This window comes from Neisseria shayeganii 871, from assembly GCF_000226875.1.
In the GTDB taxonomy this organism is placed as follows: Bacteria; Pseudomonadota; Gammaproteobacteria; order Burkholderiales; family Neisseriaceae; genus Eikenella; species Eikenella shayeganii.
The window spans coordinates 2,128,125-2,155,103 of record NZ_JH164926.1 but is presented as its reverse complement, the minus strand read 5'-3'; the positions used below and the strand labels follow the sequence as shown (position 1 = coordinate 2,155,103).

At 59.8% G+C, this 26,979-nt stretch carries 21 protein-coding genes and 2 pseudogenes; 10 read left to right on the top strand and 13 right to left on the bottom strand.

From position 1 onward, the window contains the following. The first annotated feature begins 212 nt into the window (after window positions 1–212). Window positions 213–1,289, top strand: coding sequence for a prephenate dehydratase (gene pheA, locus HMPREF9371_RS09960; protein WP_009119995.1), 1,077 nt, complete (start codon window positions 213–215; stop codon window positions 1,287–1,289). A 177-nt stretch (window positions 1,290–1,466) separates the two neighbouring features. On the opposite strand, the pseudogene HMPREF9371_RS13945 reads toward pheA, so the two are convergent. Next, a pseudogene (locus tag HMPREF9371_RS13945) lies at window positions 1,467–1,634 on the bottom strand (signal peptidase); the annotation flags it as partial. A gap of 180 nt (window positions 1,635–1,814) precedes the next feature. Here HMPREF9371_RS13945 and pstS point away from each other — a divergent pair. Next, window positions 1,815–2,924 carry a phosphate ABC transporter substrate-binding protein PstS gene (gene pstS, locus HMPREF9371_RS09955; protein WP_009119993.1) on the top strand — a complete coding sequence of 370 codons (1,110 nt, stop codon included), beginning with the start codon at window positions 1,815–1,817 and terminating at the stop codon, window positions 2,922–2,924. Window positions 2,925–3,004: 80 nt separating this feature from the next. On the opposite strand, the gene HMPREF9371_RS09950 is transcribed toward pstS, so the two are convergent. The 4 genes from HMPREF9371_RS09950 to HMPREF9371_RS09935 all read right to left on the bottom strand — a co-directional run bounded on the left by HMPREF9371_RS09950 (window position 3,005) and on the right by HMPREF9371_RS09935 (window position 7,774). Next, a complete protein-coding gene (locus HMPREF9371_RS09950; protein WP_009119992.1) occupies window positions 3,005–4,261 on the bottom strand; it encodes an NRAMP family divalent metal transporter in 1,257 nt (418 codons plus the stop codon). A 358-nt stretch (window positions 4,262–4,619) separates the two neighbouring features. Then, entirely contained in the window at window positions 4,620–5,309 is a 690-nt protein-coding gene (locus HMPREF9371_RS09945; RefSeq protein ID WP_009119990.1) for a pseudouridine synthase, read from the bottom strand. A 90-nt stretch (window positions 5,310–5,399) separates the two neighbouring features. After that, entirely contained in the window at window positions 5,400–6,818 is a 1,419-nt protein-coding gene (locus HMPREF9371_RS09940) for a sodium:proton antiporter (protein WP_009119989.1), read from the bottom strand. Between the two features lie 266 nt (window positions 6,819–7,084). Continuing rightward, window positions 7,085–7,774, bottom strand: coding sequence for an OmpA family protein (locus tag HMPREF9371_RS09935; RefSeq protein WP_009119988.1), 690 nt, complete (start codon window positions 7,772–7,774; stop codon window positions 7,085–7,087). A gap of 442 nt (window positions 7,775–8,216) precedes the next feature. Between HMPREF9371_RS09935 and HMPREF9371_RS09930 the strand changes: the two genes are divergently transcribed. After that, complete coding sequence (locus HMPREF9371_RS09930; protein WP_009119987.1) at window positions 8,217–9,164, top strand: LysR substrate-binding domain-containing protein; 948 nt, start codon at window positions 8,217–8,219, stop codon at window positions 9,162–9,164. Between the two features lie 179 nt (window positions 9,165–9,343). Next, window positions 9,344–10,099 (top strand): monofunctional biosynthetic peptidoglycan transglycosylase, encoded by a 756-nt coding sequence (gene mtgA / locus HMPREF9371_RS09925; RefSeq protein ID WP_232203145.1) that lies wholly within the window; start codon window positions 9,344–9,346, stop codon window positions 10,097–10,099. Between the two features lie 259 nt (window positions 10,100–10,358). On the opposite strand, the gene HMPREF9371_RS09920 is transcribed toward mtgA, so the two are convergent. The 7 genes from HMPREF9371_RS09920 to HMPREF9371_RS09890 all read right to left on the bottom strand — a co-directional run bounded on the left by HMPREF9371_RS09920 (window position 10,359) and on the right by HMPREF9371_RS09890 (window position 16,530). Next, window positions 10,359–11,333: a peptidoglycan DD-metalloendopeptidase family protein gene (locus HMPREF9371_RS09920; RefSeq protein WP_009119984.1), complete on the bottom strand. Its 975-nt coding sequence runs from the start codon at window positions 11,331–11,333 to the stop codon at window positions 10,359–10,361. Window positions 11,334–11,417: 84 nt separating this feature from the next. Further along, complete coding sequence (locus HMPREF9371_RS09915) at window positions 11,418–12,086, bottom strand: protein-L-isoaspartate(D-aspartate) O-methyltransferase (protein WP_009119983.1); 669 nt, start codon at window positions 12,084–12,086, stop codon at window positions 11,418–11,420. Then, window positions 12,068–12,832, bottom strand: coding sequence for a 5'/3'-nucleotidase SurE (surE, locus tag HMPREF9371_RS09910; protein ID WP_009119982.1), 765 nt, complete (start codon window positions 12,830–12,832; stop codon window positions 12,068–12,070). Before surE ends, HMPREF9371_RS09915 begins: the two co-directional genes overlap by 19 nt. Before the next feature lie 164 nt (window positions 12,833–12,996). Next, on the bottom strand, window positions 12,997–13,467 hold the full coding sequence (locus tag HMPREF9371_RS09905; protein WP_009119981.1) for an outer membrane lipoprotein: 471 nt from the start codon (window positions 13,465–13,467) through the stop codon (window positions 12,997–12,999). A 127-nt stretch (window positions 13,468–13,594) separates the two neighbouring features. Further along, window positions 13,595–14,608 (bottom strand): quinone-dependent dihydroorotate dehydrogenase, encoded by a 1,014-nt coding sequence (locus HMPREF9371_RS09900; RefSeq protein WP_009119979.1) that lies wholly within the window; start codon window positions 14,606–14,608, stop codon window positions 13,595–13,597. Between the two features lie 90 nt (window positions 14,609–14,698). Continuing rightward, a complete protein-coding gene (locus HMPREF9371_RS09895; RefSeq protein WP_009119978.1) occupies window positions 14,699–15,277 on the bottom strand; it encodes a DNA-3-methyladenine glycosylase I in 579 nt (192 codons plus the stop codon). A 233-nt stretch (window positions 15,278–15,510) separates the two neighbouring features. Beyond that, window positions 15,511–16,530 (bottom strand): DUF1294 domain-containing protein, encoded by a 1,020-nt coding sequence (locus HMPREF9371_RS09890; protein ID WP_009119976.1) that lies wholly within the window; start codon window positions 16,528–16,530, stop codon window positions 15,511–15,513. A 165-nt stretch (window positions 16,531–16,695) separates the two neighbouring features. On the opposite strand from HMPREF9371_RS09890, the gene HMPREF9371_RS09885 reads away from it, so the two are divergent. Further along, on the top strand, window positions 16,696–16,890 hold the full coding sequence (locus HMPREF9371_RS09885; protein ID WP_040660485.1) for a PspC domain-containing protein: 195 nt from the start codon (window positions 16,696–16,698) through the stop codon (window positions 16,888–16,890). 64 nt (window positions 16,891–16,954) lie between these two features. Here HMPREF9371_RS09885 and gcvP read toward each other — a convergent pair whose 3' ends face one another. Beyond that, window positions 16,955–19,801: an aminomethyl-transferring glycine dehydrogenase gene (gene gcvP, locus HMPREF9371_RS09880; RefSeq protein WP_009119974.1), complete on the bottom strand. Its 2,847-nt coding sequence runs from the start codon at window positions 19,799–19,801 to the stop codon at window positions 16,955–16,957. A 462-nt stretch (window positions 19,802–20,263) separates the two neighbouring features. Here gcvP and HMPREF9371_RS09875 point away from each other — a divergent pair, with 462 nt between their 5' ends. From HMPREF9371_RS09875 to HMPREF9371_RS12620, 5 genes and pseudogenes are all read left to right on the top strand, one after another. Further along, window positions 20,264–21,640, top strand: a complete 1,377-nt coding sequence (locus HMPREF9371_RS09875) for an MATE family efflux transporter (RefSeq protein WP_009119971.1) — start codon at window positions 20,264–20,266, stop codon at window positions 21,638–21,640. Next, complete coding sequence (gene murB / locus HMPREF9371_RS09870) at window positions 21,637–22,656, top strand: UDP-N-acetylmuramate dehydrogenase (protein WP_009119970.1); 1,020 nt, start codon at window positions 21,637–21,639, stop codon at window positions 22,654–22,656. Before HMPREF9371_RS09875 ends, murB begins: the two co-directional genes overlap by 4 nt. A gap of 239 nt (window positions 22,657–22,895) precedes the next feature. Further along, window positions 22,896–23,540 (top strand): TetR/AcrR family transcriptional regulator, encoded by a 645-nt coding sequence (locus tag HMPREF9371_RS09865; protein WP_009119969.1) that lies wholly within the window; start codon window positions 22,896–22,898, stop codon window positions 23,538–23,540. A 211-nt stretch (window positions 23,541–23,751) separates the two neighbouring features. Continuing rightward, a pseudogene (locus HMPREF9371_RS14055) lies at window positions 23,752–24,040 on the top strand (DUF3579 domain-containing protein); the annotation flags it as partial. Between the two features lie 822 nt (window positions 24,041–24,862). Then, a partial coding sequence (locus tag HMPREF9371_RS12620; RefSeq protein ID WP_009119966.1) for an ESPR-type extended signal peptide-containing protein occupies window positions 24,863–26,979 on the top strand: 2,117 nt, incomplete at its 3' end.

The window sequence follows — 26,979 nt, the reverse complement described above, 5'->3', positions numbered from 1 at the left end:
GCAAAGGTCTCAGGCTTGCCGTTTAAAGCGCAACAGCGCAGAGAGCATGAGCGCCACTCCGGGGCATCAAGGTAGTAAGCAGAAAAGTGTCCGGAGGGCGGTTTGGCAACTCCGGCCTGCTGCTTCGCTGCGCGGAAGGGCCACCGGCGGCGGGCAGATGGGCTACAATACCGCTTTATTTTCTTCTGTCTCGAATTGTTCCGTCCGTCATCATGTCCGACCACGAAAAACTCCTGCCCCACCGTCAGGCCATCGACGAAATCGATGCCGCCATTCTCGACCTGCTCAACCAGCGCGCCGGCCATGCCCGCGCCATCGGCGAACTGAAAGGCACCGGCGTGGTGTACCGTCCCGAGCGCGAAGCCGAGGTATTGCGCCGCATCCAGTTGCTCAACCGCGGTTTGCTACCCAACGAGGCGGTGGCGCGCCTGTTCCGCGAAATCATGAGCGAGTGCTTGGCGGTGGAGCGGCCGCTTACCATCGCCTATCTCGGCCCGGCGGGCACCTTTACCCAACAGGCGGCCATGAAGCACTTCGGCCATGCCGCCCACACCCTGCCGTGCGCCACCATCGACGAATGTTTCCGCCTGGTGGAGGCGCGGCAGGCCGATTATGTGGTGGCGCCGGTGGAAAACTCCACCGAAGGCTCGGTGGGGCGTACTTTGGATTTGCTGGTGTCCACGCCTCTTAAGGCCTGCGGCGAAGTGGTGCTGCGCATCCACCATCATCTGCTCAGCCGCCACGGCGGTTGGGAAGGCATCACCCGCGTGTATGCCCATGCCCAGGCGCTTGCGCAATGCCACGAATGGCTCAACCGCCACCTGCCGGAGGGTGTGGCGCGCATTTCCGTTTCCAGCAATGCCGAAGCTGCCCGTTTGGCGGCAGAAGACGAGACGGCCGCCGCCATTGCCGGCCAGGCCGCCGCCGAGCTGTATGCCTTGGCCAAGGTGGCGAGCAATATCGAAGACGAGCCGAACAACACCACCCGTTTTCTGGTGCTCGGCCACCAGGGCACCGTGCCCAGCGGCGGCGACAAAACTTCGCTCATCGTCTCCGCCCCCAACCGCGCCGGCGCGGTGCACGGCCTGTTGCGGCCCTTCTCCGCCCACGGCGTGTCCATGACCAAGCTGGAAAGCCGCCCCAGCCGCGCGGGCCTGTGGGATTATGTGTTTTTTATCGACATCGAAGGCCATGCCGACAGCCCGGCGGTGCGCACTGCGCTGAACGAACTGGCCGAGCGGGCGGCGTTTGTGAAAATCATCGGCGCTTATCCGCAAGCGGTGTTGTGAGCAGCGGCACCGCCAGGCAGCCTGTCGGATACCGTGCGGCAAACGGCAGGCTGAGCGCTTTGCCAATTCCGACTGCGGCATTTTTTGTGTGGTGCCTTGGTGGTGCTGCCCGGCCGCTTGGCTTCGGGTCATCTGTCTGCGACAGGGCTGGTGAGCGCCGGCGTCTGTTGTACTGCCAGGCTGAGACCTTTGCAAAACCCCCAGATGTGGATGCAGTTCAAGGCGTAGCAGCGCAGCAAGCGCAGACATATCATGAAGATAGGCAAGCGAGCGAGCAGCGCACAACGCAGAAATGCGCCGCAGATGGGGGTTTTGCAAAGGTCTCAGGCTTTGGGCGGCAGCCACATCTGAAGGGGAGCAAACCCCAGTCCTGTATGAAACGATTAAAGGCTACCTGAAAGTTTTGACGACGCGGAAACCCGCGCGCTTCGCTTTCAGGTAGCCTGTTTGCTTGTTGTCCCGTCATACGCCTGCAACAATCACGGATTAGACTGCGCCTGTTTTCACTCAAACTCAGGAGCAAGCATGAATATCCGTCTGATCACCGCAGCCGCCTTGAGCGCCGCCTTGTTGGCGGCCTGCGGCGGCGAAAAAAACGCCCCCGCCGCCCAACAGCCGGCGGCACCGGCCGCTTCGGCCGCCGCCCCGGCCGACCAAGTCAGCCTCGACATCACCGGCGCCGGCGCATCTTTCCCGCAACCGATTTACGTCCAGTGGGCCCAAGCCTACCAACAAGCCGCCGGCGGCCGCGTGAACTACCAATCCATCGGCTCGTCCGGCGGCGTGAAGCAGATTACCGCCAAAACCGTGCAGTTCGGCGCCTCCGATTCGCCGCTGAGTGCGGAAGAATTAGACAAACAGGGCCTGATCCAGTTCCCCACCGTCATCGGCGGCGTGGTGCCGGTGGTGAATGTGGACGGCATCGCACCGGGCGCGCTGAAGCTGACGGGTGAAGTGTTGGCCGACATTTATCTGGGCAACATTAGCCGCTGGAACGACCCGAAAATCGCCGCCCTCAATGAAGGATTGAGCCTGCCGGATGCGCCGATTACCACCGTGTTCCGCTCCGACGGCTCCGGCACCAGCTTTATTTTCACCACCTATCTGAGCCAAGTTTCCGCCGCCTGGAAAGACAGCGTGGGCGCGGCCAATACCGTGAAATGGCCGACCGCCTCCTCCGGCGCGGCCGGCAAGGGCAACGAAGGCGTGGCCACTTATGTGAACCGGGTGAAGAACGCCATCGGCTATGTGGAATACGCCTACGCCAAGCAAAACCAAATGGCGCACGTGCAAATGCAAAATCGGGCCGGCCAATTCGTGCAGCCTTCGCAGGCCAGCTTTGCCGCCGCAGCCGAAGTGGACTGGCAGAGCGTACCCGGTTTCAGCTTGGTGCTGACCAACCAGCCGGGCGAGCAGGCTTGGCCGCTGGCGGCGGCCACCTTCATTCTGATCCACAAGCAGGCCGACCAAGCCGAGCAAACCCGTGCCGTACTGAGCTTCTTCGACTGGGCCTACCAAAACGGCGACGAAGCCGCGGCCAAGCTGGATTATGTGCCGTTGCCGGCCTCGGTGAAGGATTTGGTACGCCAAGAGTGGAAAAAAGTCACCGACAGCCAAGGCCGCGCCGTGTATTGAGACGGATGCCTTTGTCTGGCTTAAAGCAAACAGGCTACCTGAAAGCGTTTCAGGTAGCCTGTTTGCCATTCAACACGGCCTTATTTCAACAAGCCGGTTTGGTTCACTAAAAACAGTAAAGTAAAGGCGCTCAGATAGAGCAGGCCCACCCAGGCCAACACCATCAGCCAGGGCTGCTGGCCGCGTTTGCCGCGGCGGGCCAGGCTCAAATTCAGCCAAGCGAAGACGGGCGTGCTGACAAACGAGGCAATCATGGCGAATTTCAGCATCGGCAGCACCGCGCCTTTGAAAAACAGAATCACGCACAGGCCGGCCAAGGCGGCAAACACAATCCACACCCCCAAAGCACGGTTGCCGCTCAGGTGGCTGGTGCGGGTGAGTAGGCGCAGCGATTCCATATTGGTGCGCGAATAGCCGTCAATCACCGTAAGCGTGGTGCCGTACATACAGGCAAACGCAATGAAGGTGACCAGCCAGCGCGACCATTCGCCGATGGTGGCGGCATACATATTGATCAGCTGGCCGATGTAGGCCGCGCCTGCCGTTTGCACTTCGGTGCCGGAGCCATACTGCACCAGCGCGCCCAAGGCCAGAAACACCAACGCCAGCAGGGCGGTGCCGATGTAGCCGACGTTGAAGTCGAACAGGCCGTCTTCGTAGCGTACCGGGCTGATGCGGTTTTTGGCCGCCACCCACATCGAATTGATGGCGGAAATTTCAATCGGCGCCGGCATCCAGCCCATCAGCATCACAATAAATGCCAGCGCACCCAGATTCCACGGGCTTGGCTCGATGAAGTCGGGCTGCATGGCCGCGCCTCTGGAGGCGGCAATCGCCACCGCGGCCACGGTGGTCACCGTGAGGCTGATCATGATGAGTTTGGAGAGGCCGTCCACCGTGCGGTAGGGGCCGGCCAGCAGCATCAGCACCGATGAAGCCAACACCGCCACCGCCAATTGGTTGACCGACCAATCGCCGGGCAGCACAAAGCTCAGAATGGCCGCGCATAAGAGACTCACCGCCGCGGTGTTGATGACGGTGGCAAACAGATTGAGCAGGAAAAATACCCACAGATAAATGCGGCCTTTTTCGGCATAGCCTTCGAGCAGGGTTTTGCCGGTTTCCAGCGTGTATTGCGGGCCGAAACGGAAAAACGGATATTTAAACAGATTGGCCAGCACGATAATCAGCGCCAGCTGCCAGCCGTACAGCGCTCCGGCTTGGGTGGAGGAAATGATGTGCGAGCCGCCCACCGCCGCCGAAGCCATCATGATGCCCGGGCCCATGGCGCGCAGGCGGGTTTGCCAGGTTGAAACTGAAGGGGTTTCCGGATTCATTTTATAAACCTGCTTTCTTTCAGGTAGCCTTGAAGGGCGGGCATCTTAGCGTAATCGACCGTTTGCTCCAAGCCGCCTGCGTGTGCAGATGCAGCAAACTGCCTAAACCGTGAATTTATCAGCATATAAAACCTTTTTCTGTTTTATCTTTGGCATAAATTCCAGATTTTTTCTGAAAAAAGCAATTTATGTTTAATAAGCATGTGAAAGCTGCCGACAGAATCGGGCAGCGGCGGGAACACGATTCGGGCGGGGTGGCGATTGACCGGACAGGCGGCTGACTGGACGGCCGATGCGGCAACGTTGGGATGCGGACATATTCTTTTGCCCAACACGCCTGTCTGTTGAGCTTCCGGCGTCAGGCCGGCTGATCAATAAAACACCATTCCCCTTCCGCCAATTGGCCGCAATCCCAGTCACCGAAACGGAGGCGGTGTAAGGCCGCCACCCGGTTGCCGGCGGCGGCCACCATGCGTTTGACTTGATGGTATTTGCCTTCGGTGAGGGTGAGCAGGAGGATGGTGGGTTGGGGTAGGGAGGCGGCTGCGGCGGCAATGGTTTCGTTCTCGTCGTGCAACAGCACACCTTGGCGCAGGGTGGCGCACAGGTTTTCATCGGCAGGGTGTTTTAAGGTGGCACGGTAATGCTTGGGCACTTTGTGCTTGGGCGAGGTGAGGCGGTGATTGAATGCGCCGTCGTTGGTGATCAGCAATACACCGGTGGTGTCGGCATCCAAACGGCCGACGGCTTGCGGTTGGCGGGCGCGAAGGTGGTCGGGCAGGAGGCTGAACACGCTGGGGTAATCGCGCGGTTTGTGCGAGGTTTCATAGCCGGCGGGCTTGTTCAGCAGCAGGTAGTAATAAGGATAGGGAATCACGACCAGCGGTTCGCCGTCACGTTGCAGACTGTGGACGGCGGTGGGGTCGATTTCGGCGTGCTCGTTGTCGAGCACGTGTCCGTTGACGCTGACCAGGCCGTTGCGGATCAGCCATTGGCATTGTTTGCGGCTGCCCCAGCCTTGTGCTTGTAGGTATTTGCTTAAATTCATGGATGGCGGAAATCGAGTGAAAAAGGCTACCTGAAAGGCATCTGCAGGGCAGAGCGCCGGTTTCAGGTAGCCTTGATTCAGAGAGATGGCTTACAGCAGCTGCCACACAAAGAAAATCAGGGTGTGCAGAATAAACAGGGGCACCAAGATGCCGAATGACCACACCATGTAGCCGAAAAAGCTGGGCATCGGTACTTTGCGCTGTTCGGCAATCGCTTTCACCATGAAGTTGGGCGCATTACCGATGTAGCTGAGGGCGCCCATGAATACCGAACCCATGGAGATGGCAAGTAGGGTGTGGAAGAGCGGGCCGGACATCAGGGCGGTGGCATCGCCGCCGGCCATATTGAAGAACACCAAATAGGTGGGGGCGTTGTCCAAAAAGGCGGAAAGCAGGCCGGTCATCCAGAAATACATGGTGTTGATCGGGTTGCCAGCGGCATCGTGTACCAAGGCGATCAGCCCGGCAAAAGCGCCGTTTTCGCCGGCTTGCAGAATGGCGATGACCGGGGAAATGGTGATGAAAATGCCCAAAAACAGTTTGCCGACTTCCAAAATCGGATCCCAATTGAATTCGTTACCGGCGCGCACCTGCTGCGGTGTGATTTTCAGGGAAACCACGGTCAGCACAATCAAAATGATGTCGCGAATCAGATTGGGCAGCAGGTAAGGAGTGCCCAGCACATCGATACCGGGGTGGTCGGGCTTCCATAAGCCGGACATCAAGACCGCGCCTACTACGCCCGCCAAAAGCAGGAAATTCCATTTGCCGAAGATTTTCAGCGGGCTGTCGGGGGAAGGGTCTTTGGGCAGGATCTCGTCTTCTTTGGAGAAGAAATAGCGATCCAGGAAGTAAAAGGCGATCAGCAAGATCACCGAGCTCAGCAGCACGGGCACGAACATATGTTGCACGGTCCAGCCGAAGTCTACGCCTTTTAAGAAGCCGAGGAACAGAGGCGGATCGCCGAGGGGCGTGAGGCCGCCGCCGATATTGGCCACCAAGAAAATAAAGAACACCACCACGTGAACGCGGTGCTTGCGGTTGTCATTGGCTTTCAACAGCGGGCGGATCAGCAGCATGGCGGCACCCGTGGTGCCCATAATGGAGGCCAAAACGGTGCCGATGGCCAAAATAGTGGTGTTCAGACGCGGGCTGCCGTGCAGATTGCCCCAAACCAGAATGCCGCCGGAAATGGTATAGAGCGCGAGCAGCAATAAAATAAACGGGATATATTCGGCTACCAGGGCATGGGCGACGGTGTGCAGTGCCTCTCCGAAGCCGAACACGGCGATGAAGGGAACAAGAAACAATACGGTCCAGCCGGCGGTGATTTTGCCGAAATGGTGGTGCCAAGTATGGGAAAACAGCAAAGGGCCGGTGGCGATCGACAGCAGAATCAGTACAAAGGGTATGCCCCAGAGCAGGCTCAAGCTGGCGCCATCCAAAGAGGCGGCCGAGGCGTTCAGTGGAACGCAAAGAGCGGGCAGAAGTGCATGGTGTAAACGCATCTGTTTTCCTTGTTTTAGCAGTGGGCGGAAACAGAGCTCCACGCCGGCAATGATGAGGCCAAGGCTACCTGAAGCAGCCGGCTTGCATCACTTGTGCGCCAAGCTCCGCCAAACTCGTCATTTTAAAATAATAGGCCACCCCTGTCATGTTCTGTACTGCGGTTTTACGTTTGTTCTGGGTTGGGATCGGCCAGTGATTCGGAACGGCCAACAATAAAAAAACCCTGCCGAGGCAGGGTTTGGGCAATACAATGCTGAAGCAACGATTAACGAACTTGGTGCTCTACTACGGCAGTCACGCGGATGTCTACGCGACGGTCGGGTTCGATACACGCGATCAAAGCAGTACGTTTGCGGGCTGCAGATACGCGACGACCCAAGTTGTTTACTTCGTTTTGACACTGTTCGGTCATGCGGGCTTGAGATTCACCCAGACCAACGGCAGTGATTTTCTCGGCAGTCACGCCACGTGCGGTCAAGTAGTTCACAACAGCAGCTGCACGTTGCTCAGACAAGCGTTGGTTGTAGGCTTCGCTACCCATGAAGTCGGTGTTGCCTTCAACGCGTACAGATTGTACTTCGGCGCGGCTCAGGCGTTGGGCCAATTCGTTCAGGGTGCTTTGCGCTTCAGGACGCAGAGTGTATTTGTCGAAGCCGAACAGGAAGTTGGAAGACAAGGAGATGACTTCTTCTTGTACTTTGGGCGGGGTGGGCTGAGCCACTTCTTGACGGTCGCCACATTCGGCCAAGCCCAGCTTGCCTACTTCTTCGTTCAGGAAGCTGTTTTCCCAGCACTCGTGAGCGCCGTTCGGCTCAGTGTTGGAACGAACCACTTCGCGAGATTGCTCGCTGATGGTATAGCCGTATTTTTCGTTGCTGAATTTGCTGTCAGCCATAGCGGTGCCGGAAGCAACCAAGGCCAAGAACAAAGCGCTCAATTTAAGCTGTTTGGTCATGTTATTCCCTCATCAAAAAGTTTGTTATGCGCAGACCGCTCATACATATGGAACGTACGCTTGCCCTCGCAAATACCATATACGGACCGCCGGAAACTGCGGTTATCCAAATATACTCAGGTTGGCACTATAAAAAGGCCGGCCCGAACTGTCAATAAGGAGTTACGCGGCCATACGGTGGAAATGCCCGTTTCCTGATGGGGAATCATGCCGAAATTTGCCGGTGCTGTCATGAAAAAAATTAACAAATGGCGACGTGTTTAGATTTTTGGTTGTGTAAAAACAACATTGCAGGCAATTGCTTATCTGAGCTGTCTGCGGAAGTCCGAACCGGCTGTGATACCATGCGCTTCCTTTCTGCGCCGGCTTTGGCTAGAGGTCTGTTGGCCGGCGTGGCGGCCGCTTGGCATTGTCGTATAAATCCTACAAATATGTTTATTTTATGAAATTGCAACAGTTGCGCTACTTTTTGGAGGTATCCCGCCGCAATTTGAATATTTCCGAAGCGGCCGAGGTTTTATTTACCTCTCAGCCGGGCATTTCCAAACAAATTAAGCTGCTCGAAGATGAGCTGGGCGTATCGCTGTTTGTGCGCCACGGTAAGCGCATTGTTTCGCTGACGCCGCCGGGACAGGCGGTGGTGGAAATTGCCGAGCGGATATTTCGCGATGTGCAGAATATCCGCAATGTCGGTACCGAGTTTGCCGAGCAGGACAGCGGCCGCTTGACGGTGGCAACGACGCATACGCAGGCGCGTTATGTCTTGCCGCAAGTGGTGACCGCTTTTTTGCGCCGCTACCCCAAAGTCAAGCTGTCGCTGATACCGGCGGCGCCGATGGCCATTGATCAAATGGTGGCGGACGGTCGGGTGGATTTGGCGGTGAACTCGGAAGTGGCGCTGCAGGATGCCAATCTGAGACGGATTACCGCCCACCCTTGGCACCGCTGTGTATTGGTGCCGCGAGGGCATGCTTGGGCCGAGATGGCGCGGCCCTTAGTGCGGGAAGATTTGGCGGGTGTGCCGTTGGTCACGTATGCCGATGTGGCTGACGACTCGGCTTTGCAGCAGGTTTTTGCCGGTACGGGCCTGCCTTGGCCGGAAACGGCGTTGGCCAGTGCCGACCCGGATATTATTAAAACCTATGTGCGGGCCGGTATCGGCGTGGGTTTGTTGGCGGATGTGGCCTATGATGCGGAGGCGGATGCGGATTTGGTCTGCCTCCCCGCCGGGCATATGTTTTATCCGGCTTTTACCCATATTGTGGTGCGGCAGGATACCTATTTGCGCGGTTATGCTTTTGAGTTTATGCAGCTGTATCTGCCGCAGTTGAGCCGGGAACAGATTGAACAAAGGCTGTATCGGCCGATTAGCGAGGATTTCTCTATTTAATCGGTTGAGTCGGCTGCGGGAAAAAAAGCGGCAGGGGTTACCTGAAACGGCAGGGTTTGTGTTTTCAGGTAGCCTGGATGGGTTTGCGTATGCCGGCAAACGGTTAAGTTGTTTTGGCGCGGGTAATTTCTGCAGGTTGTGAGGCGGAAATTTGCTATGGTGGCGGCTTTTTGAATACTGTGCTGTGTGAAGATATGGACAAAGAAACGGCGGCCGCCCAAGCGGCTGAGGTGCCGGCCAAGCGGCCGGGCAGGCTGCGGCGGGCGGTGAAGAAGCTGATTTGGGCGGTGGTGTGGCTGTTTGTCGGCTTTCATGTGTTGGTGGCTGTGTTGCTGCTGTATTGGAAAACCCAGCCGGTGCACACCAGTGCGTTTATGTTGCGCCACAATGTGACCACGTTTTCGCGCGCGCAGCAGGTATGGGTGGAAAGCGACCAGATTGCCCGCAGCGTCAAGCAGGCGGCGATTGCCAGCGAAGATGCCAAATTCAGCAACCATGAGGGTTTTGACTGGGACGGCATCGAACAGGCGATGAAACGCAACGAACGCACCGGAGCGGTGCGCGCGGGCGGCTCCACCATCAGCCAGCAGTTGGCGAAAAACCTGTTTCTGTTTCCGGAGCGCTCGTATGTGCGCAAAGCGGAAGAGGCGGTGATCACGGTGATGCTGGAAAATATGTGGAGCAAAGAGCGGATTCTGACGGTGTATCTGAATGTGGCGGAATTCGGCAAGGGCATTTACGGCATCGAAGCGGCGGCACAGCATTATTACGGCAAGCCGGCCGCGCGTTTGTCGGCACCGCAGGCGGCTTCGCTGATTGCGATGCTGCCCAATCCGAAGTATTACCAAGAGCACCGCAACCACCGCCGTTTGCGCAATAAGACCAACATCATTTTGCGCCGCATGGGCAGCGCGGCCCTGCCGCCTCAGGATTGATAAAGTTGAAGTGCTGAATGTCCCATACGGGGGTTAACTGTGGGCCGGCTGCCTTGTATGCCGGGCCCATTATTTCGGCAACAGGGCCAAAGCCGAGTATGGAAACAGGCTGAGACCTTTGCAAAACCCCCATCTGCGGCGCATTTCTGCGTTGTGCGCTGCTACGCCTTGAACTGCATCCACATCTGGAGGTTTTGCAAAGGTCTCAGGCTACCTGAAACTTTCAGGTAGCCTGTTTTTGTGTTGTATGGGCGTCTGGTCAGTTGGGCAGGTAAAGCAGCGGATCCACCGGCTGACCGTCTTTGCGCAGCTCGAAATGGAGCTGGACGCGGTTGGTGTCGCTGTTGCCCATGGTGGCAATGCTTTGGCCGCGGCGGACGGATTGGCCTTCGCGCACCAGCAGGCGCTGGTTGTGGCCGTAAGCGGTGAGATAGGTTTGGTTGTGCTGCACGATGATCAAATTGCCGTAGCCGCGCAGGCCGGAGCCGCTGTACACCACTTTGCCGTCGGCAGCCGCCACAACTGGTTGGCCCAAGTTGCCGCCGATGTTGATGCCTTTCTGGGCACCGCCGAAACGGGCCAGTATGTTGCCGGCGGCGGGGCGTTGCCAAGTGATGCCGGCCACGCTGCGGGTGGCGCCGGAAACGATGGCCGGCGCGTTAGTGGGGGCAGTAGTGACGGGCGGCGGTGTGGCAACGGCCGGTGCGGTTGTTGCCGTGCCGGAAGCAGCGGGCGGCGGAGTGACGGCCGCCCGCTGGCGGCTGGCGGCTGGCGCAACGTAACCGGCGGGTTTCACGCGCAATACTTGGCCAACGTGGATGTTGTTATCCACGATGTTGTTCCAAGCACGCAGATTATCCTGGCTGATTTGGTAACGGCGGGAGATGTTGTACACCGTATCGCCGCGCACCACGGTGTGTTGGGCGGCGTGGATGTCAACCGGGGCGTAAGAGGGCACATAGCCGGAGCCGCCGGCAGCGGGCGGCGGGGTATAAGGGGCGGATTGGGCCGGCGGGGTGTAGGACGCCGGTGTCTGCGCGGCCGCGGGCGGGGTGTACGGCTGGGCGCCGTAGGGATTGTCGGCCGGCGGGGGAGAGTAGGGGGCAGCAGTACCGGTGCCGCTGTTGTTGCCGGCCACCACCGGAGCGGGAGACTGGCTGAGGAAGGAGCAGGCGCCGAGTAGGGAAAGGACGGCGGCGGATACGCTGTGGCGCAGAAGGGAAGAACGGTTCATGAATGCTGCCTCTGTACGCAAAAACGGCGCTTATCATAAGCAATACGCGCCGCTTAATGCAAGTTTGCCGGCAGGCGAAACCGGTTAAGTTCCGTTAACCAAGGGGACGAAGCGGGCCTCTTGCACGCAGGTTTCGTGGAAGCCGCGTTCGGTTTTTTCAATCAGCCACAAATATTGGCGGCCGCCTTCGTCCAGCGGAATCACCATGCGGCCGCCGACCGCCAATTGCTGCAACAGGGGCAGTGGTACTTCGGCCGGGGCGGCGGTGACCAAAATGCCGTCGAAGGGCGCGACTTCGGGCAGGCCCAGGTAGCCGTCGCCGCAGACCATGCGGATGCGGCCGATGAGGCCGGCTTGACGCAGATGGTGTTTGGCTTTTTCGTGCAGCGGCCGCAAGCGCTCGACCGAATACACTTGGTCGAGGCCGGCGGCTTGCAGCACGGCGGTCTGATAGCCGCAGCCGGTGCCGATTTCGAGCACGCGGCCGAAGCCCGCCACCGGCAGTTTGCCCAGCATCAACTGCGTCATCACGGCCACGGTATAGGGCTGGGAGATGGTTTGTCCCAAACCCAGCGGCAACGACATATCGTCGTAGGCGCGCGAGCGCAGGGCCTCCTCCACAAACAGATGGCGCGGCACGCTGTTCATGGCGGCCAGCACTTCTTCGCGGCGGATGCCCATGCGGGCCAACCGTTCCACCATGCTGCGGCGTCGCCAGTCGAAACTGCTGCGGTTTACATCGGGGCGGACCATGCTGCTCCCTGCCAGAATTGCGCCACATCGCCCATGCGCCGGTAGTCGGTTAAATCCACCGACAAAGGGGTGACGGTGATCCAACCGGCTTCGTTTTCGGCAAAATCGGTGCCCTGTTCGCGGTCGGACACTTCGCCGGCGGCGCCAATCCAATATACCGCTTCGCCGCGCGGGCTTTGCGCCGGCACCACGCATTGGTGGTGGTGGCGGCGGCCGAGGCGGGCAGTGGTGATGCCTTGGATTTGCTCGGGCGGCACCGCCGGAATATTCACATTCCACAATACCGGCTGTTGCGGCGGTTGTTGCAGCAGATGCGAGAGCAGCCGCCATACGGCCTGTTCGGCGGTGTCCCAATAGCGGTTGCTTTTGTCGTTGAGCGAAAAGGCCACGGCGGGAATGCCGAGCAGATAGGCTTCGGTGGCGGCGGCCACGGTGCCGGAATAGAGGGTGTCGTCGCCCATATTGGCGCCGTGGTTGATGCCGGAGAGCACCAGATCGGGCTTGAAATCGGGCAAGGCGTGTAGGGCGAGATGGATGCAGTCGGTGGGGGTACCGCTGACGAAATAAAATCCGTTGGCGGCCTGGCGGATGCGCATGGGGCGGTCGAGGGTGAGGGAGTTGCTCACGCCGCTGCGGTCGCGTTCGGGCGCCACCACGCGGACATTGGCAAATTCGGCCGCCACCCGTGCCAGAATGGCCAGCCCTTCGGCCTGATAGCCGTCGTCGTTGCTGATCAGAATGTTCATGGGAAAACCGGATTACGCAAAGAGGGTTTATTTTAATGCAATTTAACGGATTTGACAGATGAGGCGGCGCGAAAGTTTCAGGCTACCTGAAAGCCGGCAAGGGCTTCAGGTAGCCTGAGGGGGAAGACGGTGTCGGCCGGCTGCCGCCGGCTTGGCCGTCGGCATCAGTAGTGGAGGGGCAGCACGCGGGTCACGCCGTTGTTGCCGATCAGTACGCGCACGCGCTGGCCGGGCTGTACGGCCACATCGGCTTTTTGCACCACCGAAATCGCGTCGCGGCTGTCTTCCAACTGCACCACGATTTCGTAGGCCTGTTGGCGGTCGGCGCCTTTGGTGGCGGCTTGGGTTACAAGACCGCCCACCACGGCGCCGATTACCGCGCCCACGGCCGAGCCGCGGCCTTTGCCGATGTTGCTGCCGCCGATGCCGCCCACAGCGGCGCCGGCTGCGGTCAGCAGCGGATTGTCTTCGCCTTCGATGGAGACGGGGGTCACCGACAGCACTTCGCCGTAATGCACGCGGGCGGCGTTTTGCGCCTGGCCGGTGGTGTAATGTACGGCGGAATTATTGCTGCACGCGCCGAGCACCAAAACGGCGGATAGGGCGGCGGCAGACAAACGGGTCAAAGCAGACATGAACAAGCTCCTTATCGGAAAAAATAGAAAAGCGTAGATAGGCTACCTGAAAAAACAGGGCAGGGTAAGACCTTTTCATCATCAATCGGTTGGCGGCTTTCAGGTAGCCTCAGGGGCGGCAAGGTTTTCAGCGGGTGGCGCGGATGCATTCGCCCACCAATTCGGGGCCGCGGTACACCAAGCCGCTGTAAATCTGTACTGCGGTGGCGCCGTCGGCCAGTTTGTCGGCGGCGTCTTGGCCGCAGACGATGCCGCCGACGCCGGTGAGCGGAATGCGGCCGTTGAGGCGGGCGGCCAGTTTTTGCAGCACGGCGCGGCTTTTTTCGCGCACCGGCAGGCCGCTGAGGCCGCCCGCTTCGCCGGCCAGCGGGTGGTTGCCGAGGGCGGTTTTGTCGATGGTGGTGTTGGTGGCGATGATGCCGTCGATTTCGGTTTGCAGCGCCACGTCGGCCACCGCTTCGATTTGCGCGTCGTCCAGATCGGGGGCGATTTTCACCGCCAACGGCACATAGCGGCCGTGTTGGGTGGCCAGCTGGGCCTGGCGGTTTTTCAGGGCGTCGAGCAGGGCGTGCAGCTCGTCGCCGCCCTGCAGGGCGCGCAGGTTTTTGGTGTTGGGCGAGGAAATGTTGACCGTGATGTAGCCGGCGTGCGGATAGGCTTTTTCCAGGCAGATGAGGTAATCGTCGGCGGCTTTTTCCATCGGGGTGACGGCGTTTTTGCCGATGTTGATGCCCAGCACGCCTTGAAAACGGCTGCGGAGCACGTTGGCGATCAGTTGGTCGATGCCGCCGTTGTTGAACCCCATGCGGTTGATCACGGCCTGGTGTTCGGGCACACGGAACAGGCGCGGCTGTGGGTTGCCCGGCTGCGGCAGCGGGGTAACGGTGCCGATTTCGATGAAGCCGAAACCGAGCGAGGCCAGGGCGTCGATGTAGTCGCCGTTTTTGTCGAGGCCGGCGGCCAGCCCGACCGGGTTGGGCAGCTGCAGCCCCATCCATTCGGTTTTCCGCCCGGTGGCCGCCGCGCCGGAAAGGCTACCTGAAAGGCCGCTGCGGTAGGCCAGTTGCAGGGCGGAGAGGGTGAGGTGGTGGGCGCGTTCGGCGTCCATTTGAAACAGAAAGCGGCGCAGCAGGGCGTACATGGCGGACTCGGTAACGGGAAAACAATGAAAGGCGGAATTATAGCAAGAGTGCCTGCCGAAGCGCTTGTTGGCGGCGGATTTCTGCGTGCTTTACGCTTGGCATGTGCGGATTGACTGCTGCGCGCGTTCGGCCTGCAACCAGGGCGGGTTGGCGGCCTCGATGCGGGCGTAAACGGGGCAGCACGGGCGGTGGGCGCCTTTCAGGTAGCCTGTGCTCATCAGAAATTCGCGGGTGATTTCGGGGCCGGTAAATTTAAAAGTGCGTTTGAACAGTTTGACCCACTCGGGCAGGGTTTGCGGGTGGTGGGCGTCGAGCCAGGCGCGGAAGCTGCCGTGTTGGCGCTGCAAATCGAGAATCACGGCGGCATTGTGGATGGCGGCGTGGATTTTGAGGCGGTTGCGCACGATGCCGGCATCGGCCAGCAGGCGGGCGCGGTCGGTTTCACCGAAGGCGGCCACGGCGGCGATGTTAAAGCCGGCATAGGCGGCGCGGAAGGCGGCGGCTTTTTTCAGCATCTGCGTCCAACTGAGGCCGGCTTGGTTGATTTCGAGCAGCAGGCGGCCGAACAGCTCCCGGTCGTCATACAGGGGAAAGCCGTATTCGCAGTCGTGGTAGTGCCGGTTTGGGTCGTCTTCGGGCAGGGTGGATATGTGGTCGCAATAGCTCATGCTTGTGTTTTCAGGTAGCCTGAGACCTTTGCAAAACCCCCATCTGCGGCGCATTTCTGCGTTGTGCGCTGCTCGCTCGCTTGCCTATCTATATGATATGTCTGTCCCACGGGGATTCCTGGCGTTCACGCTCGCTGCGCTGCTACGCCTTGAACTGCATCCACATCTGGGGGTTTTGCAAAGGTCTCAGCCTGTTCGGGCTACCTGAAATGGGAGGGGTGCATAAAACGGGCTCAGTTTTTCAGGAAGGCAAACTCCGGCCGGCTGATGAGGTGGACGAGAAAGAGGTAGGTCCACACCACGTTCAGCGCCACGGTAAACCAAAAGATGCGGATGAAGCGGATGTTGGCGGTGTGGTGGTTGTAGCGCAGTTGGGCCAGAAGGCCGCCGGGCCAGCCGCCGAGGGCGGAAATGAGGTGCAGCACGAAATCGGGCACGCTGGTGCGGCCGCTGGCTTGGGCGGCGCGTTTGTCGAAACGGTAGAGCGAGAGTAGCAGGCAGCTGAGCAAGAGATAGGCCACGGCTACCTGAAGCGAGATAAAGGAAACGGCCGATAAATGCAGCAGCACAAAAGCCACTGCCAGCACGGCTTCGCTGAAACCGCCGCTCATCAGGGTGCCGGAAGCCTGCTCGCTGGCCTGGTCGGCAAAGCCGATGGAGTAGCCCTGTGGAATCACGCGGGTGGCCACCCATTGGTCGTTGCGGCGGCTGAGCACGAAGCTGACGCGCTGGCGTTTTTCCGGCCGTTTGTTGCGGAAGACGAAGGCCGATTGCGGGAAATACACCCGCGCTTTGATGGATTGCACTTTGATGTAGCCGGCCTGTTCTTCGTCGCGCCAGCGCACCACTTTGCCGACATAGGTTTCGCCGTTCACCAGCTGGTCGAGGCGTTTGGCCTGCTTGCGCTGTTTGTGCAGCGCTTCTTCCTCTTCCGGGCTGCGGTGCTGCAGGCCGGAGGTGGCGGCGTTTTCGGCGCTGTCGAGCAGCCAGTGGCCGCCGAAGGGGTGGGTGTGCAGGATGCCGCGCAAGACGTCGCCCGGCTTGGGCGACAAATCGGCGGCGGCAAACATATCGCCCACCAGAAACACGCGCGGGGGGTTGGTTTCGGTGAGCACATCGGCCACGCCGGCACGTTTTTCTTCGTCCCAAATCCGCACCGCCACATCCACGATGCGGCCTTCGCGCCAGCGCTGCTCCTGCTCGGCGCTTTCGTCTTCGTAATCGTCAATCGGCAGTTCGGTTTCGGCTTGCATGGCGGTTCCGTTCAAACAAGGTGGCAAAGCCACGATTCTAACCGAAGAATGCCGGGGCAGGAGCGGCAGGGCGCGGATTTTGCGTTTTCTTTTTCTTTACCGCAGCCAACGCTTGGGCGGTTTATACTGGCCGCCGTTGCCAATCTTATTGGAAAAGGAAGAATCATGGCCCTGCCTGCGAAAAAACTTTACCGCTCGAAAACCGACCGCCAGCTCACCGGCGTATGCGGCGGACTGGCCGCTTATTTCGGTGTGGACTCGGGCTGGGTGCGCATTGCCACCGCTGTGGCGATTCTGTTTACCGGCGTGGGTTTGCTGGTGTACATCATTGCCGCCTTCGTATTGCCGGAAGAGCCGTAAATAAGGGGCGAAGCAAGAAAAAGGCTACCTGAACATTTCAGGTAGCCTTTGTTGTGTCTGAACCTTAGTCTTCGTAGTTGTCGATAGACGGGCAGGAGCAGACCAGGTTTTTATCGCCGAAGACATCGTCCACGCGGTTGACGCTGGGCCAGAATTTGTTCTCGCGCACGAAAGGCAGCGGGAACACGGCTTCTTCCCGGCTGTAGGCGCGGTTCCACTCGCCGGCGATGTTGGCGGCGGTGTGCGGGGCGTTCACCAGCGGGTTGTCGTCTTTCGGCCACACGCCGTTTTGCACCTTCAGCGCTTCTTGCTTGATTTGCTTGAGCGCGGCGATGAAGCGGTCGAGCTCGGCCTTGTCTTCCGATTCGGTGGGCTCGATCATCAGGGTGCCGGCCACGGGGAAGGACATGGTGGGGGCGTGGAAGCCGTAGTCCATCAGGCGCTTGGCGATGTCCACCTCGGTGATGCCGCTCTCCGCTTTCAGCGGGCGCAGGTCGATGATGCACTCGTGCGCCACGCGGCCGTTTTTGCCGGTGTAGAGCACGGGGTAGTCGGCCGACAGTTTTTTGGCCACGTAGTTGGCGTTGAGCAGGGCGGCTTCGGTGGCTTGGCGCAGGCCGTCGGCGCCCATCATGGTGATGTACATCCAGGAAATCGGCAGGATGCTGGCGGAGCCGTAGGGCGCGGCGGAGACGGCGCCCATGCCTGCGGTTTTGCCTTCCACCGGCGCTACCACGTGGCTCGGGGCGTAGGGAGCGAGGTGGGCTTTCAGGCCGATGGGGCCCATGCCGGGACCGCCGCCGCCGTGGGGGATGCAGAAGGTTTTGTGCAGGTTCATGTGCAAGACGTCGGCACCCACTTCGGCCGGCTGCATGATGCCGACTTGGGCGTTCATGTTGGCGCCGTCCATATATACTTGGCCGCCGTGGTCGTGAATCAGCTTGCAGATGTCGCGGATGCCTTCTTCGTACACGCCGTGGGTGGAGGGGTAGGTGATCATCAGGGCGCCGAGGGTGTCGGCGTATTGCGCCACTTTGGCTTGCAGGTCGGCCACGTCCACGTTGCCTTGCTCGTCGGTGTTCACCACCACCACTTTCATGCCCAGCATTTGGGCGGTGGCGGGGTTGGTGCCGTGGGCGGAGCGCGGAATCAGGCAGATGTTGCGCTCGGGCTGGCCTTGGGCGGCGTGGTAGCGGCGGATGGCCAACAGGCCGGTGTATTCGCCGGAGGCGCCGGAGTTGGGCTGCATGGAGATGGCGTCAAAGCCGGTGATGGCTTTGAGCTGGTCTTCCAGGCCGTGGATCATGTTCAGGTAGCCCTGTACCTGTTCGCGCGGGGCGAAGGGGTGGATGTTGGCGAATTCGGGCCAGGTGATGGGGATCATTTCGCTGGTGGCGTTCAGCTTCATGGTGCAGGAGCCGAGAGAAATCATGCTGCGGTTCATGGCCAAGTCGCGCTCTTCCAGTTTTTTCAGGTAGCGCAGCATTTGGTGTTCGGTGTGGTGGCTGTTGAACACGGGGTGTTGCAGAATCGGGCTGCTGCGGCGCAGGGCGGCCGGGATGCGGCAGGTGGCTTCGGCAGGCAGCACGGCGGCTTTGCCGGTGAAGATTTCGGTGAGTGCGGCGAAGTCGGCGGCGTCGCTTTCTTCGTGGAAGGAAACGCCCAGCACGGTGTCGGCGGCGCGGTGCAGGTTGAAGCCTTTGGCCAGCGCTTTTTGGTAGATGGCGTCGGTTTCGTTGCCGCAATCCACTTCTACGGTGTCGAAGAAATCGCTGTTGGCGATGCTGAGGCTACCTGAAACGATGTTGGCGAAGGCGCAGGCCAAGGCGTGGATGCGGCTGGCGATGCGCTTCACGCCCTCGGGGCCGTGGTAAACGGCGTACATGCCGGCCAGGTTGGCCAGCAGCACTTGCGAGGTGCAGATGTTGGAGTTGGCTTTTTCGCGGCGGATGTGCTGCTCGCGGGTTTGCAAGGCCATGCGCAGGGCGGGTTTGCCGGAGGCGTCCACCGATACGCCGATGATGCGGCCGGGGGCGGAGCGTTTGTGTTCGTCTTTGAAGGCGAAGTAGGCGGCGTGCGGGCCGCCGAAGCCCATGGGGATGCCGAAGCGTTGGGTGCTGCCCAAGGCCATGTCGGCGCCCATTTCGCCGGGCGATTTCAATAAGACGAGGCTCATGACGTCGGCGGCCACGGCGGTCACCGCGCCCTTGGCTTTCACGGCGGCGATGACGTCGCCCAAGTCGGCGATGTCGCCGTCTTTGCCGACGTATTGGAACAGGGCGCCGAAGAATTCGCCTTCGGCGGCTACCTGAAAGTCGCCCACCACCAGCTCGAAACCGAAGTATTCGGCGCGGGTTTTCATCACGTCCAGCGTTTGCGGATACACGCGCGCATCCACGAAGAAGCGGTTGGATTTGGATTTGCTCACGCGGCGGGCCATGGCCATGGCTTCGGCGGCGGCGGTGGCTTCGTCGAGCAGGGAGGCGCCGGCCATTTCCAGGCCGGTCAGGTCGATACACATTTGCTGGAAGTTGAGCAGGGCTTCGAGGCGGCCTTGTGCCACTTCGGCCTGATAGGGGGTGTAGGCGGTGTACCAACCGGGGTTTTGCAGCACGTTGCGCACGATGACGTTGGGCAGGCGGGTGGGCGAATAGCCTTGGCCGATGTAGCTTTTGTGGATGGTGTTTTGGGCGGCCACGGCCTGCAGTTTGGCCAGCGCGTCGGCTTCGCTCATGGCGGCGGGCAGATTCAGTTTGCCCGGCATGCGCACGCTTTGCGGCACGGTGTTGTCGATGAAGGCGGCCATATCTTTTTCGCCCAGCTCGGCCAGCAAGGCGGCCTGTTCGGCGGCGTTGAGGCCGATGTGGCGGGCGATGAATTCATTCGGGTTGAATAACTCGTTAAATTGCATGGGGTTTCCTTTGTAACTGTCGGTCGGAACACTGGCAGGCGGTGCAAAAGGCCGAATTGTAGCGCAAGCGGCGGAAAAAAGGCGGAAAGTGTGCGGAAATGTAAAGACAAAGGTCTAGGCTACCTGAAAGCAGTGCGGCGGCGCCGTCCGTGCTTTCAGGTAGCCTGAACGGCGGGCGGGCAGGGAACGGTTTGTTTGTGCAACACAATTTAACCCGATGTTGCGGTTTCTAGGGCGCGTCGTCATCATGCTTGCGAAGCGGTTTTTTGAGGCAAAATTTGCAGCTGCCAGGCAAAAAGCGCAGCAAGATTGGACATCTTGCGAGCATTTTTAACGCCGCAGATGCGGGTTTTGACCAAAAATACCGCCGCAATGCCTGGTGACGGCACGCCCTAAACCTTTGGCTCTTAACTTACTTGCTCTTTTTCTGCTAAACTGCGCGCCTTTTGTCCGCCCGAAACCATGTTGCTCGACCTGACCCGATATTCGCCCGCCGCATTCCGCCGCGAAGCCGCCAAACTGGCGGTGTTGGCGATGCCGATGCTGGCCGCTCAAGTGGCGCAGGTGGGGGTGGGTTTTGTCGATACCGTGATGGCGGGCGGCGCGGGTAAAGACGATTTGGCCGCCGTGGCGCTGGGCGGCAGCACATTCATCACGGTTTACATCACCTTTCTCGGCATCATGACCGCCCTCAACCCGATGCTGTCGCAACAGCACGGCGCCGGCGAAACCGAGGCGGTGGGCGAGCTGGGCCGGCAGGGGCTGTGGTACGGCCTGTTGTTGGGCATCTTGGGTATGTTGCTGCTGTGGCTGGCGATTGCGCCGCTGCAGGGCTACCTGACACTCAATGCCAATGTCGAAACCCAATTCGGCCAGTATGTGGGCTTTATCGCGCTGGCGATGCCGGCGGCGATGGTGCACCGCGCCCTGCATGCCTATGCGTCCAGCCTGGGGCGGCCCAAGCCGATTATGTGGGTGAGCTGGGCGGCTTTGCTGCTGAATATCCCGCTCAACTATATTTTTGTTTACGGGAAACTGGGCATGCCGGCTTTAGGCGGGGCAGGCTGCGGCCTGGCCAGCGCGCTGGTGTTTTGGTTTAACGCGCTGGCGCTGTGGCTGTATGTGGCCAAGCAGCGTTATTTCCGCCCTTTCGGCCTGACGGCGCGCTTTTCCAAGCCGGATACGGCGGTGTTCGGCCAGATCACCCGCTTGGGCGTGCCCATCGGGCTGTCGTTCTTTTTGGAAGTGAGCCTGTTCACCTTCATCATGCTGCTGATTGCGCGTTTGGACGGCAATACGGAAGACTTTGTGGCCGCGCAACAGGTGGTGATCAACATCACCGGCATCATTTATATGATTCCGCAAGGCGTGGGCACCGCGGCCACGGTGCGGGTGGGTTATTCCGTCGGTGCCAATGAGCTGTACCGGGCGCGCTATGCCGCCGGCGTGGCGGTGGCGGTGGGGGCGGCGCTGGCCGTGTGCACGGCGGTGCTGATTCTGCTGCTGCGCCATCACCTGGTGGCGATGTACACCGACGATGCCGCCGTGCTGGCGCTGGGGGCGACGATTCTGCTGTTTGCCGCCGCCTTCCAGCTGGCCGATGCGGTGCAGTGCATCGCTTCTTTCGCCCTGCGCGGCTATAAGGTCACCAAGCTGCCGATGCTGATTCATGCCCTAGCTTTTTGGGTGCTCGGCTTGGGGCTGGGCTGCTGGCTGGCCTTCGGCAGGGAGATGGGCATTTACGGATTTTGGACGGCGCTGGTGCTGTCTTTGGCCGCAGCGGCCGTGGCGCTGCTGTGGTGTTTGGAAACAGTGAGCCGCGAACGGGCATACCGATGAAGATAGAATACGATGCCGATTTAAGCCCTCTGCACACTTTCGGCCTGCCGGCCCGCGCCGCCGTCTTGTGCGTGCTCGAACACACCGACAGGCTACCTGAAATCCTCCGCCTGCCCGAATACCGCCGCGAAACGGTATTGTGGTTGGGCGGCGGCAGCAATGTGCTGTTTATGCAGGATTACCCCGGCTTGGTGGTGCGCATGGCCACGCGCGGCATTGAAGTGGTAGCCGATGATGATGACACCGTGCGGGTGCGCGCCCAAGCCGGCGAAGTGTGGCACGATTTCGTGCAGCACACCTTGGCGCTGGGCCTGAGCGGCTTGGAAAACCTGAGCCTGATTCCCGGCACCGTGGGCGCCGCGCCGGTGCAGAACATCGGCGCTTACGGCGTGGAAGTGAAAGAGCGCATTGTCGAAGTGGATGTGTTCGATTTGGAAACTCGGCAGTTTGCCGTCCTCAGCCGCGACGACTGCCGCTTCGCCTACCGCGACAGCCTGTTCAAGCAGGCCGGCAAAGGCCGTTATGTGATCACCGCCGTTACCTTTGCCCTCAGCCGCCGTTTTACGCCGCAACTGCGCTACGGCGATTTGAAAAACGTGGCCGAAACCTTGGCGCAAGGCGGCCCGCTCACGCCGCAGCTGGTGGCCGAGGCCGTGTGCCGCATCCGCCGCAGCAAATTGCCCGACCCGGCCGAACTCGGCAATTGCGGCAGTTTTTACAAAAACCCGGTGGTCAGCGCCGGGCAGGCCGCCGCTTTGCGGCAACGGTATCCCGGCTTGCCCGAATACCCGCAGGCCGACGGCAGCGTGAAGCTGGCGGCCGGTTGGCTGATCGACCAATGCGGCCTTAAAGGCTGGCAGGAAGGCGGGGCCGCCGTGCACGATCGGCAGGCGCTGGTGTTGGTAAACCGCCGCCGCGCTACCGCTGCCGACGTCGCCCGATTGTCCGAACACATCTGCCGCAGCGTGCAACAGCGCTTCGGCGTGGATTTGGAGCCGGAGCCCATCTGGCTTTAAACCCGAAATCTCAGACAGCCGGCAGGCAACAACTTGTTTGTTAAAGTTAAACAAGTCTGGCGCCGGTCGATTGTCCGCAGGCTCTAGAACCTGTATTCTTCGGGCAGCGAATCTGCCGAGTGCAGGTTCTTTCACTTGCCCGCCGTTTTTCAAAAACGGCGGGCGGCAGCAGGGCCGCAGAAGCCCCGTCACACACAGAAGAAACCGCCATCCCAAATACAAAATCAAGGAGTCCCGCCATGGCCAAGAAACCCGGCAAGCCGAGTACTTACGACCGCATCGTTGATGCCAGCCTGAAGTTATTCAACGAAGAGGGCGAGCGCAACATCAGCACCAACCACATCGCCCAACACCTCGGCATCAGCCCCGGCAACCTGTATTACCATTTCCGCAATAAAGACGAAATCATCATCCAGCTGTTCAAGCGCTACACCAACACGCTGTTGGACTACATCCGCCAAACCGAGCTGCCCGGCGACATGGCCAGAATGGGCGAGTATATGAACGGCGTGTACGACATTTTGTGGGACTACCGCTTCCTGTTCAGCGACGTGAACACCCTCCTGATGCGCAGCAAAGAGCTGTTGGGCGACCACAACGAATTCACCCACGTGAAAATTTCCCCGCTGCTGGTGCAGATTTTCACCGAGCTGCGCCAAAAAGGCATTTTGGAAGCCAGCGATGAAGCCTTGCGCGAATTGGGCTTGAACGTGTGGCTGGTCACCAAATACTGGTTCGATTTCGACAACTCCCAGCACGACGGCTCGTGGAACGAAGAAGCCAAGCGCCGCGGCATTTACCAGACCATGAGCCTGATTCGCGGTTTTGTGGCCCCCGCCCATTATGAAAACTACGATCAGCTGATGCAGGCTTACCGCAGCTGAGCAGGATGCCGCACTTTAATCCAAACCCGGCCAAGGCTACCTGAAAGTTTTCGCTACGCAAAACCCGCGTGCTCGTTTCAGGTAGCCTTTGCTTTGGCCAAGGCCGCCGCGCAGAATTTTCCCTGTTGCCGCCATGGGCGCTCGGCTATAATCCATGGCTTTCCAAACCACGATTTGCCTAAGCCCGCAGGCTACCTGAAAGACCTCATCCATGTTGATTTGCAACCCTTACGAAATCGTTATCCAAGGCATTACCAGCAACGGCAAAACCTTCCGCCCCAGCGATTGGTCGGAGCGTTTGTGCGGCATCCTCTCCTCGTTCGACAACAACCGGCTTTCCTATCACGATTGGGTGCGCCCCATTTTGGTGGACAATGTGCGCTGCGTGGCCGTAGATAAAAAACTCGAGCAAATCAACGAATCCATGTTCCGCTTTCTGATGGATTTCGCCCAAGACAACGATTTGCGCGTGATTGACTGCAAAGCCTTGTTGGAAGAGCAAAACGCAGCGGAAGGCACCCTCTTGGACAGCGCCTTGCAGGCCAAAGCCGAGGCCGATTCCCAAGCCGCCGCTGAGAGCAAAGCGCAGGCGCATCCGTCCTCAGGTCAAACAGCGGCGGCCGAACAGGCCCTCCATTTCGAAGCCCGCGAGCTCAATGCCGGCGAGCTGCATTGCGCCTACCCCGCCTTCCGCCCCATATTGCCGGAAGCTTTGGGGCAGGTACACTTCAACCAGCGCCTGGCCAAACTGCACGGCCAAGGCCGTCGGGTGGCGGCCTGTTTTGATGCCAACGGCCAAGCCGTCGCCGCCTGCCTGTTTTACCTGAACGACAGCCTGCACGGCGGCAGCACGCTATACATCGATACCTTGAGCCTTACCCCGCAGGCGGGCGTCTCCGGTTTGGCCTGCCTGCTCGAATGTGTGGGCCGTACCGCCGGCGCCGCGCAGTGCGCCCGTATCTGCGCGGATGTCCCGCCGGGCGCCGCGCATTCGGCCGCTTGGCAGGCACTGCTGGCAGCAGGCTTCGCCGCCGAAAGCATGGTTTGGGTAAAAAGTATATAAATTTGCGTTAATCGACTTAGAATACTTAATCTAAACATATGTTTTTATTAATGAAAGATATGTTGTAAATAAGCCGCCTTTTCTAGGATAAGGCGGCCGTTTTCTGGTTTGGCGGAGGGAAAGCCAGTATGATGGCTACCCAAGTGCAGCTGTCGGATACAGACGTAAGACGTAAACAGTCCACGCGGGCCTGCCCCGGCAAGCCCGTATCTCAAGCCCGGCTGCGATTGAACCACCTCGTAAAGAAGGAACGAAAAAAATGAATAAGGTTTACCGTACCGTATGGAACGAGCACACCAACACATGGGTGGCCGTGCAGGAAACGGCCAAAGCGCGCGGGAAGTCCAGCCAGTCCGGCGGCTCTATCGTGAGCGAGCTGGGTTTGGGCGGCTCGCGTTTTATGATGACGGCTGCCGCCTCCGCCGTATTGCTGATGAGCGGGCAGGCGATGGCGGTGAGAGGAGATAACAGCTCGAGTGGAAATAGCCACTACTGCGTTTATGATGAAACCAGCCAAACCGTGATTTGCGGTGATGAAACCACCGAGTCTGTGGATACGGTTGCTGGCAAGCCCGCCAAATCTGTTTTGCTTGGCAAAGAAGCGAACAATACAGGCGAAAGCAATGTCGCCATCGGCCTCAAAAGCCAGTCTGCCGAGGCGGCTTCCGTTGCCATTGGCAGCGAAGCCAAAGCCCTGCACAACCAGTCGGTTGCCATTGGACAGAATGCCGAAGCGCACGCAGACTGGGACATCTCCATTGGCCGCCGTGCAGGGGCCGAGACAGTAAATCCGGCTGCCGAAGGGCGTAATGTCGCCATTGGTGATGGCGCGCTCAGAAAGGCGGTTAGCCCCAATAACAATATTGCCATGGGCACCTCGGCGGGGGACGAATTGACCGGCAATGCCAACGTGATTCTGGGCACCTATGCCAACAGCAAAACGGCCAATAATGAAATTCGCAAAATTAATGAGGGTATAACGGCCAGCAATGTGGTGGCCATTGGTGATCGTGCCTTGGCTACAACCAACTCTGCCGTTGCCATCGGCAACCGCGTCAAAGCCACTGGTGCGATTGCCACCGCAGTGGGCGCCGGTGCTGATGCCAGCGGCGCTTATTCCATTTCAAATGGCTATGGCGCAACATCTTCTGGCAGCCACTCCATTGCCATCGGCTCAGCGCAAAATCAGAACTTTAAAACACAAGCAACTAACAGCTTTGCCATCGCCATTGGCTCCAATCAAACGAGCGCCACCGGCAATTCCGCCATTGCCATCGGTACCGAGGCAAAAGCAGCTGGCCTCAACAGTGTTTCCCTGGGCAAGCTTGCTGGGCATGTTGCTAGTGATGCCACAGTTGCCCAGCTGTCGCAAACAGTCAATATCGGCTACAGGGCTGGTGTGGGCGTCAAGCGCAATATTCACGGCATTGCCATCGGTAATGGCGCAGGCGAAGCGGTGGATAGCCCTTCCGGTCAAAACATCGCCTTGGGCAATGCCGCGGGCAGTCGGGTGAAAGGCAATACCAACGTCGCGATTTCCGCTCGGGCAGGACAGGACGTGGAAGGACACGACAACTTCGCTGCCCTGGTCGATGCCGGCCAGAACATCAAAGGCAACAACAACATCGCCATTGGCAAGAACGCCGGTCGTGGCACCAATGCCGCTGCCCCGCTGGAAGTCTCCAACACCATTGCTATGGGTTTTGAGGCTCAAGGCACACATAACGACACCATTGCGCTGGGTCAAAAAGCCAAGGCGCAGGTTGAAGACTCCATTGCGATTGGTCGCGGCGTGACCACCGAGCTTTTGGCCGGTGATACTGCTGGCAACCGCGAAGGCATGATCGCCATCGGTTCGGAAACCACTAAGGCATCCGGCAAGGCTGCTGTTGCCATTGGCCGCAACAGCCGGGGCATTGGTCGCGGTACCGTAGCTTTGGGCGATGCTTCTAAATCTTTGGCAGGTCAAGGTATTGCCGTAGGTGCGCAAGCCAATGTGGATGCCGCCGCCGCCGGCGGTGTTGCCATCGGTTCGGTTGCTAAGTCACAAGGCGTGCTGGCAGTGGCTTTGGGTTCTCAGGCTGAAGCGTCTGCCGCACGCTCGGTGGCGGTTGGTGCACTTTCCCAAGCTACTCGTGCCGCTTTAACGCCCAACGCCGCCACCAGCGATGCCGCCACCGCCGCGGCCAATCAGGTCTATGCGCTGGTTCAGGCGAGCGATGCAGATAAAACGGCGATCAGCGCCACCGTCAAGGGCAATCTGGGCGCGGTGTCCGTGGGCAATGCCACCAATACCCGCCAAATCATGCACGTGGCCGCCGGTACCGAAGACAGTGATGCGGTAAACGTTGCTCAGTTGAAAGCTGTCGCTAATGT